This is a genomic window from Caballeronia sp. SBC1 (genome assembly GCF_011493005.1).
Classification (GTDB): Bacteria; Pseudomonadota; Gammaproteobacteria; order Burkholderiales; family Burkholderiaceae; genus Caballeronia.
Genome location: NZ_CP049158.1, coordinates 1,289,675 through 1,301,354, shown reverse-complemented (window position 1 = coordinate 1,301,354; position 11,680 = coordinate 1,289,675). Strand labels below are relative to the sequence as shown.

The 11,680-nt window shown below is 61.4% G+C and carries 8 protein-coding genes; 2 read left to right on the top strand and 6 right to left on the bottom strand.

The annotated features are described in order from the left end of the window. Window positions 1-109: 109 nt before the first annotated feature. Window positions 110-760: a GTP cyclohydrolase II gene (ribA, locus tag SBC1_RS32650; RefSeq protein ID WP_165104450.1), complete on the top strand. Its 651-nt coding sequence runs from the start codon at window positions 110-112 to the stop codon at window positions 758-760. A gap of 31 nt (window positions 761-791) precedes the next feature. Here ribA and SBC1_RS32645 read toward each other — a convergent pair whose 3' ends face one another. After that, window positions 792-1,514, bottom strand: coding sequence for a 2OG-Fe(II) oxygenase (locus SBC1_RS32645; RefSeq protein ID WP_165104449.1), 723 nt, complete (start codon window positions 1,512-1,514; stop codon window positions 792-794). A 215-nt stretch (window positions 1,515-1,729) separates the two neighbouring features. Further along, window positions 1,730-2,344 carry a recombinase family protein gene (locus tag SBC1_RS32640; RefSeq protein WP_241202310.1) on the bottom strand — a complete coding sequence of 205 codons (615 nt, stop codon included), beginning with the start codon at window positions 2,342-2,344 and terminating at the stop codon, window positions 1,730-1,732. Window positions 2,345-2,691: 347 nt separating this feature from the next. Here SBC1_RS32640 and SBC1_RS32635 point away from each other — a divergent pair, with 347 nt between their 5' ends. Continuing rightward, window positions 2,692-6,876 (top strand): CheR family methyltransferase, encoded by a 4,185-nt coding sequence (locus tag SBC1_RS32635; protein WP_241202309.1) that lies wholly within the window; start codon window positions 2,692-2,694, stop codon window positions 6,874-6,876. 46 nt (window positions 6,877-6,922) lie between these two features. Here SBC1_RS32635 and SBC1_RS32630 read toward each other — a convergent pair whose 3' ends face one another. The 4 genes from SBC1_RS32630 to SBC1_RS32615 form a co-directional block, all read right to left on the bottom strand. Next, on the bottom strand, window positions 6,923-8,065 hold the full coding sequence (locus tag SBC1_RS32630; protein ID WP_165104448.1) for an acetate/propionate family kinase: 1,143 nt from the start codon (window positions 8,063-8,065) through the stop codon (window positions 6,923-6,925). A gap of 4 nt (window positions 8,066-8,069) precedes the next feature. Then, the gene (locus SBC1_RS32625) at window positions 8,070-10,457 is read right to left on the bottom strand and encodes a phosphoketolase (RefSeq protein ID WP_165104447.1); all 2,388 of its coding nucleotides are present in this window, start codon (window positions 10,455-10,457) and stop codon (window positions 8,070-8,072) included. 167 nt (window positions 10,458-10,624) lie between these two features. After that, the gene (locus SBC1_RS32620) at window positions 10,625-11,095 is read right to left on the bottom strand and encodes a hypothetical protein (protein ID WP_165104446.1); all 471 of its coding nucleotides are present in this window, start codon (window positions 11,093-11,095) and stop codon (window positions 10,625-10,627) included. Window positions 11,096-11,295: 200 nt separating this feature from the next. Continuing rightward, window positions 11,296-11,679, bottom strand: a complete 384-nt coding sequence (locus SBC1_RS32615; protein WP_165104445.1) for a DUF3175 domain-containing protein — start codon at window positions 11,677-11,679, stop codon at window positions 11,296-11,298. Between the last annotated feature and the right edge of the window lies 1 nt (window position 11,680).

Genomic DNA, 11,680 nt, shown 5'->3' with positions numbered 1-11,680 from the left:
CATGTCGGACCGGGCGCTCCCGCTTCTTTCCTGCTTCTTTCCTGCTTCTTGCTAAAGTTGCCGAAATACCGGCATGCGGTCCACGCCCTCCTATGCAGTACAAGAGAACATGAAAAACGTTTCTGATTCACCGGCAGCCACTGCCGTAGCAGCCCACGAAGAATGCGTCGAACTCGTGGCGAAGGCCACGATTCCCACGCGTTACGGCGTGTTTGAGTCGCATGTGTATCGCGTGAAGAGCACGGGCGCCGAGCATTTGACGCTTGTCATGGGCGATGTCAGCGCCGGCGAATCCGTGCTGTGCCGGCTGCATTCCGAGTGTGTCACGGGCGATGTATTCGGCTCGTATCGCTGTGATTGCGGTGAGCAACTGGATCTCGCGATGCGTTATATCGCGGCTGAAAATCGCGGTATCTTGTTGTATCTGCGGGGTCACGAAGGGCGCGGCATCGGGCTGGCGAACAAGATCCGCGCGTATGCGCTGCAAGAGCAGGGGTACGACACGGTCGACGCCAACCTGCATCTGGGTTTGCCCGACGACGCGCGGGAATACGACTCGGCCGCCGCTATTCTGCGTGCGCTCGGCGTGCAGTCGGTGCGTTTGATGAGCAACAATCCGTCGAAGTTCGACACGCTGCTCAAGCACGATATCCCGGTTTGCGAACGGGTCGCGCTGGCCATTCCCGTGCGTGAGGAAAACGAGCGTTACATCAAGACGAAGCAGGTCCGCTTCGGTCACTACTTTGACGAAAACGAATAGCTGACTGCGCGGGCATACCTGGTCCGCAGTCTCAGGTTGCGTCGTGGAAAATGACGCCAACCGTATGCCGGTGCCCCGATCTCAGCCGGCTCACACCATGCCTGAGATTCACTCGGTACGCTCCGCGCGTCCCGTTCACCGGCCGGTTGTGCACGGCAAAAATCACGGCGTCCCCTTGTGCCAGCGGCACGACTTCGGCCCGCGACTGCATGCGCGGCCGCTGTTCGGTCATCACAAACTCTCCGCCTGTAAAGTCACGTCCCGGTACCGACAGCAAGATGGCAAGCTGAAGTGGAAACACGTGCTCGCCGTACAGGTCCTGATGCAGGCAGTTGTAGTCGCCTTGCGCGTACTGCAGGATCAGCGGTGTGGGGCGAAGCTGTCCAGCCGCATGGCATCGATCGATAAAAGCGGCGTGGTCCGGCGGATACCGGGTGTCGATACGCATGATCTCGTTCCATCGATTAGCAATGGGGACAAGATGCGGATAGACCACGTCGCGCAAGGTGCCAATCACTTCAGGCAGCGGATAAGCGTAGTACTTGTACTCGCCGCGCCCGAAACCGTGGCGTGCCATGACTACGCGGCTTCTGTACAACTCGTCGCGCGCATAAAGCGCTTTCAATGCGTCACATTCTGGAGGCGTGAGCAGGCGCTCGACCGTTGCGCAGCCGAATCCATCCAGTTCCTCTTGCACCGCATGCCAATTGACGGCGTTTATGCGGGCTTCGATATTCGTCGCCAAGGCATCCATTATCAGTTTCTCCACGCAGTTTCGATGACCTGCAGTGTCCGCTGCACGGCGTTTTAAAACACCCCGGATGTTGCGGTCATATTGGCGTTCCGCATAATCATCTGATAAATATATCGAAGGCAAAAAGTAATAATTGCCAGTGCGGGTTCCTTGACGGTGGTTTTCGGGTGATACGCGGGGCGTACTTGGGGAAACATGAAGCCCCGTTTCGCAGGCTAGTGCTCGACTGGCGGTGATTGCACCGCAGTGGAATCGCGCGATGCCGCGTCGCGCAGGCGGATGATCGTCTGCCGCGAGGTGCTGAGCACCCGTGCGATTGCCGTCACGGTGCTGCCTGCGGCAAGCGCCTTCAGCGCTTGTTGCCGCTGTGAGTCGGACAACGAGGCGGGACGTCCCTGATGCGTGCCGTCCTTCTTGGCAATCGCGGCTGCGTCGAGCGCGCGGGCGCGTTTGGCATCGCGCTCCAGTTCGGCGGCAAGCTGGAGGATGCGGATAGGTGAACCGTCGCCGCTCGCGCAAAGATCGGTCTTGCCCGCGTCTACGCAGAAGACCTGCGCTCCTTTGCCGGCGAGCACGGTCAGGGTGGACACGGCGTCGCTGATGCTGCTTCCCAGGTAACCGAGGCGCGCGACTACCAGCGTGTCGCCCGGCTTGATACGGCGGATGGCCCGCTGTAGCGCGATCCGGGACGCGGCGTTCACGGCATGGCTGCAGTGATCGACCAGCACGCAGCCCATGTCGACCAGGAAGCCTGCCGCGTCGATCTGGAACAGGTCGTTGTCGCGGCTGTCCTGATTGCCTGCAGTATTGATGTACACGATGAGGGTCACGAGGCGCGCTCCGATATTGCCTTGCACGGTCCGCCAGTAGCGCCGCAGAGGCGGCTGCGGCTTGGTCCATGTTAGCAAACTGGCGGACGATGCGCGTCGTGCGATCTGCGTGGGACGAACGAACGCAACGCACTCAATAAATAACGTGCCCGCGTGCCCCGAAGAAATGCCGCGTGAATATAATGAGCGCCGCCTGTGTCCCCTTAGATAAGAACCGGATAATCCGATTTCCCGGCGCAGCGCGCGCGTGCTGCGTGCCGCTTCGCCCGGGTGCCGGAAAGCGCGTTCGTTCGAACGCGTAGTGGTATCTTTAATCCGTCAAAGCACCCCGAACCGAGGCCACTCGAGTGAGCGAAACTACAACATCAACGGTGCCCCCAGCAAGTGAGGACGGGCCCGCGGCGCACGTATCGAGTTCGCTGGATTTCCCTGTGGTCGGGATCGGCGCTTCCGCAGGTGGCGTCCAGGCGCTGCTGCGCTTCTTCGAGAACGCGCCGTCCGATATGGGCATGGCATTTGTCGTGGTCCTGCATTTGTCGGCGAAGCATGTCAGCAGCGCGGACAAGGTGCTGCAGAACGTGACCCGCATGCGCGTGTTGCAAGTCAGCGGCCCGACACAGATAGAAGCAAACCACGTGTACGTCATTGCGCCGGGCAAGAGCCTGACGATGGCGGATGGTGTCCTGAATGCACGCAACGCCGAGCCCACGGCGGGCCGGCCGGTCACTATCGACCGGTTTTTCCGGAGCCTGGCGGACGCCCACGGCCAGCGCGCGATGTGCATCGTGATGTCCGGCACGGGTAGCGACGGCGCGGTCGGTATTGCCAACGTGAAGGAAAAGGGCGGCGTGACGCTCGCGCAGGAACCGAACGACGCCGAATACGCGGAGATGCCGCAGAACGCCATCCTGACAGACCAGGTCGACCTGGTGCTGCCCGTGGTGGAAATGCCGCAGCGGCTGCTCGACATATGGAACAACGCCAAGCGCATTGCCTTGCCCGAGCTGGAACCGGCAGCACCGGGTCTGGACGATCGGGCCGACCGCCGGAGTGAGGCCGAACTTGCGTTGCAGGCCATTCTGTCGACGTTGCGTGCCCGCACCGGGCACGACTTCCGTTTCTACAAGCGGGCGACCATGCTGCGCCGCATCGAGCGGCGCCTTCAAGTCAACGGCGTGCCGGACCTCATTGCCTACCGCGACCTGTTGCGGGATAACTCGCGCGAAACCGCGGCCTTGCTCAAGGACATGCTGATTGGCGTGACCAGTTTTTTCCGCGATAGAGAAGCGTTCGAATCGCTCGAACGCGGCGTGCTGCCGGCCTTGTTCCATAACAAGGCCGGCGGCGACCAGGTTCGCGCGTGGGTCGCGGGATGCTCGTCGGGCGAGGAAGCGTATTCGCTTGCCATGCTCCTGTGCGAGCAGCGCGAGGCGTTGCATTCCTCAGCCAATATCCAGGTGTTCGCCACCGACATCGACGAAAGCGCGGTTGCGCGTGCGCGGGCCGGACTGTACCCCGAGTCGATCATGACCGACGTTCGCCCCTCTGCGCTGCGGCAATTTTTTGTCAAGGTCGACTCGCGCTACGAGGTGGTGAAAAACGTGCGCGAGAAGATCTTGTTCGCCATCCACAACGTGCTGCGCGATCCGCCGTTCTCGCGGCTTGACCTGGTTTCCTGCCGCAATCTCCTGATCTATCTCGACCGCGGCGTGCAGAACCAGGTGCTGGAGATGTTTCACTACGCGTTGTACCCCAACGGGTACCTGTTCCTCGGCAGTTCGGAGTCGGCGGACTCGGTCGAAGAGCTGTTCAGCGTGGTCGACAAGAAGAACCGGATCTACCGGGCGAAAGCGGCGAAGCTGCCGAACCGCCCGTCGCTGGCGTCTCCTTCGCTGCTGATGCAAGGGCGTTATACGCACGACGAAGAGGCGGGATCCGCGCTGCTCCCGGGGCGCCGCAATTTCTCGTTCAGTGCGTTACACCAGCGTGTGCTCGAGCAATACGCGCCCCCCAGCGTGATCGTCAACCGCGATTCGAAGATTGTGCATATGTCGGACAACGCGGGACGTTTCCTGCGGTATGTCGGCGGCGAACCTTCGAGCAACATGATTGCCGTCGTGCTGCCCGAACTGCGGCTCGACCTGCGTACCGCGCTGTTCCAGGCCACGCAGACGGGCAATAGCGTGGAGGCCCGGCGCGTCAAGCTGCAGCGCGACGGTCATCCTTCGTACGTCAACATGACCGTGCGCCCCTTCCACGACGCCGCCGCCGACGCCGACTTCCTTCTCGTGCTGTTCGACGAGGTGCAGGAAGCGATGACGGAAAGCAAGTCGGCCGTGGAGCGTCAGACGAGTAATGACACCGTGATGCAGCAGCTCGAACAAGAGCTGCATTCGAGCAAGGAACAACTTCAGACCACGATCGAGCAGTACGAGACGTCGACGGAAGAGCTCAAGGCGTCCAATGAAGAATTGCAGGCGATCAACGAAGAGTTGAGATCGGCGACGGAGGAACTCGAAACCAGCAAGGAAGAGTTGCAGTCGGTGAACGAGGAACTCATCACCGTCAACGCGGAACTGCAGGCGAAGATAGAGGAGACTGGCAAGGCCAATGACGACCTGCAGAACCTGATTACCTCGACCGATATTGCCACCATCTTCGTCGATCGCGCAATGTGCATCAAACGCTACACGCCGAGCGCGGCCCTGGTGTTCAACCTGATCGGCGCGGATGTCGGGCGTTCGTTATTCGACATCACGCACCGGCTGGTTTATCCCGAGCTGGCCGACGACGTGAGTGCCACGTTCCAGTCGTTGCGACAGACCGAGCGCGAGGTCGCTACCTCCGACGGCCGCTGGTTCTTCGCGCGTGTGCTGCCGTACAGGACGGCGGACGACCGGATTGACGGCGCGGTGCTCAGTCTTGTTGAAACCACGGCGCGCCGCCGCGCAGAGGCGAACGTGAGGGCGGGCGAGGAGCGCTTGAGACTCGCTGCGCAGACAACGAACGACTTCGCGATCATCGTGCAGGACCCCGAGGGCCGTATTGCTAGCTGGAACGCCGGCGCTGAGCGGGTCTTCGGTTATACGGCAGAGGAGGCGGTCGGGCAGAACATCGACGTGATCTTTACTGCGGAGGATCAGGGCGCGCACGTGGCGGCGCACGAACGCGAGGTCGCGCAACGCGACGGCCGTGCCGACGACGATCGCTGGCACGTCGCAAAGGGCGGCCGCAAGGTGTATTGCAGCGGCGTGGTGACGCCGTTATCCGATCCGAAATTCACGGGCTACGCGAAAATTCTGAGGGATCTGACGGACCGCAAGACACACGAAGATGCGCGACAGTTACAGCTCGTGGAAGAACGTGCTGTGCGGGCGCAGGCGGAGGCGGCGAACCGGCTCAAGGACGATTTCCTGGCCGTGCTGTCGCACGAATTGAAGCACCCGCTCAACCTGATTCACGTTAAGGCGGAGATGTTGCCGCGCATCCCCGAGGCGCGTGGCGTACCGGCTATCCAGCTTGCGGCGGATGCGATCCAGCGGGCCGTGCTCGGTCAGGCGAAGATCATTGACGACTTGCTGGACCTGTCACGCGTGCGCACCGGCAGATTGGCGTTGAACCTGGCGATGGGCGATGTCGCCGCCATGCTGCGGACCATCGCCGATGCCATCGAGGCGGATGCTGCATCAAGGGGGATTGCGCTGTCGTTCGAGGGTCTGGAGGAACCGGTGTGGACCAAGGTGGACCCCGTACGCTTCGACCAGATCGTGTGGAACCTGCTGAGCAACGCACTGAAGTTTACGCCGCGGGGCGGCGCGGTTTCCGTTCGCCTCACGTGCGAGGAGGATGAGTTGCGTATCGATGTCACTGACACTGGGCAGGGGATTGAAGCGCCGCTGTTGCCGCATATCTTCGAGATGTTCTCACAGGGCAGCGAAGCCCGTCGCAAGACCGGCGGCATGGGTATTGGCCTCGCGCTGGTCAAGCAACTCGTGGAGATGCATGCGGGAAGCGTGCTTGCGCATTCGGACGGGGCAGGGTGCGGCACGCGGATGAGCGTGTGGCTGCCGCTGGTTGAGGGCCATTCTGTGGGGACGCATGTTGCGGATGAGCGCAACGGGTCGCTTGCTGGCGTGCGGATGCTGGTCGTCGACGACGACTCCGAAACCGCGAGCGCATTCGCCGCTTTGCTGGAACTCGAAGGCGCGTTGGTCGCCACTGCTCACGACGGCGAGGACGCGCTGGCGTTGCTCGAACGCAATCACGTGGACCTGCTGGTCTGCGACATCGGTATGCCCGGCATGGACGGCTACGAGCTGATGGGCCGGGTACGGGCGAATCCGCGCCTGGCCCAGTTGCCCGCCATTGCGCTGACAGGCTACGCGGTGGGCGCCGACGACCAGCGCGCACGCGCGTCGGGATTTGACCTGACGCTGACCAAGCCGGTTTCTCTCGACGCGCTGATTGCCGCCGCCGAGCAGGTGTTCTTCTGGCGCGGCGCACATGGCGCCGGCTCGCATGAGCATGGCTAGTGGATGATCACCTGACAGCGTGAATCGACGTACCTGACGGGTGCGTTCAGCCGCCCGTCAGGCCAAGCAACGTGCGGCAATGACGCGCAATCTGCCGCTCTTCCTGCGTCTCGATCACATCAAACTGAACATCGAGAAATTCGAGTCCATCGCAAATGCGTTCACGCACGGCCGCGGCGTGCTCGCCAATCCCGCCAGTGAACACCACGCGGTCGAGACCGCCCATTAACGCGGCATACGCGCCGATGGTCTTTCGTACAGCAGTACAGAAGATATCGATGGCAAGTTCCGCATCCGCGTCGCTGCGTTGCAGAAGGGCTTGCATGTCATCGTTCGAATCGGACAGGCCCTTGAGGCCGCTTTCATGATTGATCAGGTGTTCGAGCGCGTCGGCGTCCAGAGAACCGGTGCGCATCAGATACACCAGCACGCCCGGGTCGAGGTCGCCCGTGCGTGTTGCCATGGGAATACCGCCGGTCGGCGTGAGACCCATGCTTGTATCGATTGAACGGCCATCACGGATCGCGCACAGGCTTGCGCCGCTGCCGAGATGCGCGACCACAAGGCGTGCCGGCAGGTCGTTGCCCAGCGATGCGACGATTGACTCATACGAGAGGCCGTGGAAGCCGTATCGAACCACCCCTTCGCCAGCGTAGTGTTTCGGCAGCGCGAGGTGGGTGGCACGCGCGGGCATGGTCCGGTGGAACGCGGTGTCGAGGCAGGCGAAATGCGGCACGTCGTTGAAAATCTGCTGCGCCAGATCCAGCAGTTCTAGCGCCTGAGGCAAATGCAGCGGCGCGAATTGCACCGCATCGCGCAAGGTCTGTTTCACCTCGGGCGTGATCAGCGCATGGTCGGTCAGGTGCGGACCGCCATGCACTACCCGATGCCCCACTGCAGCCAGCGGCTGGTCGAGATGCGCATGCAGCGCGTCGGCCACGCGCTGCAACGCGTCGTGCTGCGACTCCATCACGTGGTTTTGCGTGACATCGATCGCACCATCCGATGAACGCATGGTCAGCGAGCCGTCATCGCGGCCGATGCCCTTCGCGCTGCCGGTCAGCCACGGCGTTTCGTCGCCGGTGTCCGCGGCGGTGCCCGACGCGGTGCCGGGCGTTTTGCCGGGCATATACACGCCAAATTTAAGCGACGATGAACCGCTGTTCAGCACCAGGATTCCGAGGGTCATGGGGTCAGCCTTTCCAAACCCAGTTACGGATTTCATCGCGGTCAATGCCTTCCGCGTGGGCGTAAGTAATGCTCGCGTTGATCTGGTCCTTGAGCCAGTTCTTCGTGTGAGCACCGGTATCGCGAAGTCGAGGCACACGATCGATCACATCGATACACAGCGAAAAGCGATCGACCTGATTGATGATTGCCAACTCGAACGGCGTATTGATGTTGCCGCGCTCACGATACCCATGCACATGCATGTTCTCGTGATTCGTGCGGTTATACGTGAGCTTGTGAACGAGCGACGGATACGAGTGGAAGTTGAAGATGACCGGCTTCTCGCGCGAGAAAATGGAATCGAAATCGCGACCGGACAGACCGTGCGGATGATCGGTGTCGGGCATCAGCCGGAACAGGTCCACCACGTTGACGAAGCGGATCTTGAGGTCGGGAAAATGCTCCTTCAGGATCTCGACGGCGGCGAGCGATTCCATGGTGGCGATATCGCCGGCACAGGCCATCACCACGTCTGGTTCGCTGTTCTGGTCCGTCGATGCCCAGTCCCAGATGCCAATACCCTTGGTGCAATGAGCAAGCGCGGCTTCCATGTCGAGGTACTGCAAGTGCGGCTGCTTGTCCGCGACGATCACGTTGATGTAGTCGCGTGATCGCAGGCAATGATCCATCACGCTCAGCAGGCAGTTCGCATCGGGCGGCAGGTAGATGCGCACGACTTCGGGGCTCTTATTCGTGACAACGTCCAGGAAACCCGGGTCCTGATGGGTGAAGCCATTGTGATCCTGACGCCATACCAGCGAGGTAATCAACAAGTTCACCGAAGGCACCGGCGCACGCCAGTCGAGTTCGCTCTTCGCCTTTTCCAGCCACTTGGCGTGCTGGTTGAACATGGAGTCAATCACATGCACGAACGCTTCGTAGGTCGCGAACAACCCGTGCCGGCCCGTGAGCACATAGCCTTCGAACCAGCCTTCCAGCGTGTGCTCGCTGAGCATTTCCATCACGCGGCCATCAGTCGATAACGCGCCACCGTCGCTGTCTTCCGGCTTGATCTCGGCGATCCAGCGTTTGCCCGACGCTTCATACACGCCATCGAGTTTGTTGCTGGCGGTTTCATCGGGGCCGAACAGCTTGAAGGTGCTCATGTTGCGCTTGATCACGTCGCGCAGCCAGATAGCAAGCACGGCCGTGGGCGACTGGTACGTGCCGGCGGGATCATCCACGCCGAACGCGTAGTCGCGGATGTCGGGCAGGTCCAGCGAGCGCCTGAGCCGGCCGCCGTTCGCATGCGGATTGGCGCTGATGCGGCGGTCGCCCTTCGGCGCCATCGCACGAAGTTCTTCAATCAGCGTGCCGTTCTCGTCGAAGAGTTCTTCGGGTTTGTAGCTGCGCATCCACGCTTCCACAATCTTCAAGCTCTTCGAGTTGGTCACCGGATCGAGCACCGGCACCTGGTGCGCGCGCCAGAAATCCTCGACCTTGTGGCCGTCGACTTCCTTCGGACCGGTCCAGCCTTTAGGCGAGCGCAAGACGATCATCGGCCAGCGCGGACGCGTGGTGTCACCGGTCGAACGCGCATGAGCCTGGATCGCGCGAATCTCCCCGATGCAGGTCTCCAGCGTCTCTGCCATCAGTTGATGCATGACGGCGGGATCATGGCCCGAGACGAAGTGCGGTTTGTATCCGTAACCCGTCATCAGCGCTTCGAGTTCTTCTTGCGGGATGCGCGCGAGGATGGTCGGGTTCGCGATCTTGTAGCCGTTCAAGTGCAGGATGGGCAGCACCGCGCCATCCACCACCGGGTTCAGGAACTTGTTCGAATGCCACGAGGTGGCTAGCGGGCCGGTCTCGGCCTCGCCGTCACCCACCATGACCGCCACGATCAGGTCGGGGTTATCGAATGCCGCCCCGAAACCGTGCGAGAGGCTGTAACCCAGCTCGCCGCCTTCGTGTATTGAGCCCGGCGTTTCAGGCGTGCAATGCGAACCGATGCCCCCTGGCGACGAGAAAGCGCGGAACAGGCGCAGCATGCCGGTTTCATCGGCGCTGCGATCCGGATAGATCTCGGAGTAATAACCCTCCAGGTACGAGTTCGACAGCGTTGCAGGTGCCCCATGCCCTGGACCCGAGACATACATGACGTTCAGGTCGTCCTTCATGATCAGGCGGTTCAGGTGCACCCAGGTGAACGACTGACCGGGGTCCGAACCCCAATGTCCGAGCAAGCGCTGCTTGATGTGCGCCGCCTTGAGCGGTTCGCGCAGGAGCGGGTTGGCGCGTAAATAGATCATGCCTACCGACAGATAATTGCAGGCGCGCCAGTAGGCGTCGATCTTGCGCAATTCGTCGGGGGAAAGGGGGAGGGAGCGGGGAGTTGCCTGTGTGTCCATATCGTGTCCGTTGTATCCGTTGGTTGGAGGGCGGTGTCACTCGGTCCGGCGCGTCACTCTTGCGGGTTGCTCTTGCTAAGGCATTAGGGGCGCTAAGGCATTCTGTATTGTGCCGCGTGCAGCAGATTCCCGGTCAGTCACAACCATGACATGGATCAAAGGCAATGCTATGACTGGCGGTTTTTACGCGGGGACGTTGCATGCACGAGCGGGTTGAAGCCGGTAGGCGAGGCTGTCTTGCGCGCGGTCTTCGCCGCTCTTTTACCGCTACGCCCGCCGGATAACTGGTCGATCAGATCAGTATCAGGTTCGTCTTCGGGCGGTTCACCAGGCTCACCGGATTCATCGTGCTCTTCAGCACTGACGCCACCAATATGCGCGATCACCGCGAAGAATTCCTTCGATGCATTGCGTAAGGTCCGACCCGGCATCATGGTCATGGCGACGACTTCGTGCAGCGACTTTTCGTCGATAGTACGAAGCCGGGGCGGGGTGTTCCAGTCGATCGCGCTGCCGGCAAAACCGGCTATGACGCGTTGTAGCACCGCAGGGGAAAGCACGCCGCCGTCGTAGAGACCGATCAGCGTGGCTTCGGCGGCGGCGAACAACCCGTTAGCCGGGGCGGCACGTTTTGCCATCAGTTTCGCGGGGGAGTCAACGACGGCTTTGCGTGCCGGGCGCAGCTTCATCGCCGGGATTTAAAGCGGTGTTGTCGGACATGGCGCCTCCTTTAGTGACCGGCAATACGTGTCGCTTGGGCGTGCCTGAAGCTTGCGCGCCTGAAGCTCAGTTGGAGTGCGGTAGCAAGGCGCATTCCACTGATGCTTTCAGCCAGCAATCACGGCTTGCGGCCGAACGCTTCGCGCAGGCGCTTCTTGGCGTTATCCAGGGTGGTCCGACGCGATTTCGGCAGGTTTCGTCCGGCGCGATTGATGTAGAAATTCAGCATCGACATGGCGGACTGGAATGGCGTGCCTTTGCGCCGGTTGCTGCGCGTGGACGATTTCTTCAGCGAATCGGCAATCTCCTGCGCGCTGCCCTCCTTGAAAATCTCATGCTCGATGTCCATTGCATCGCTCGTTTCGATCACGTGATGCGACCAGCGTTTGGGGTTCGAACGGCTCGAATGCTGCTTCGGTTTTGGTTTTGCTCGCGCGTGTTTCTGACGTGTGGTCTTGCGCTTGCCGTTACTGCTCCTGTTGCTCTTCGATGCGATCGCCATG

Bases quoted from the DNA above. Each gene is read 5' to 3' on its own strand.
- ribA (WP_165104450.1), top strand. From the start codon at position 110: ATGAAAAACGTTTCTGATTCACCGGCAGCCACTGCCGTAGCAGCCCAC.
- SBC1_RS32620 (WP_165104446.1), bottom strand. From the start codon at position 11,095: ATGGCAAAACGTGCCGCCCCGGCTAACGGGTTGTTCGCCGCCGCCGAA.
- SBC1_RS32615 (WP_165104445.1), bottom strand. From the start codon at position 11,679: ATGGCGATCGCATCGAAGAGCAACAGGAGCAGTAACGGCAAGCGCAAG.
- SBC1_RS32625 (WP_165104447.1), bottom strand. From the start codon at position 10,457: ATGGACACACAGGCAACTCCCCGCTCCCTCCCCCTTTCCCCCGACGAA.
- SBC1_RS32645 (WP_165104449.1), bottom strand. From the start codon at position 1,514: ATGGATGCCTTGGCGACGAATATCGAAGCCCGCATAAACGCCGTCAAT.
- SBC1_RS32630 (WP_165104448.1), bottom strand. From the start codon at position 8,065: ATGACCCTCGGAATCCTGGTGCTGAACAGCGGTTCATCGTCGCTTAAA.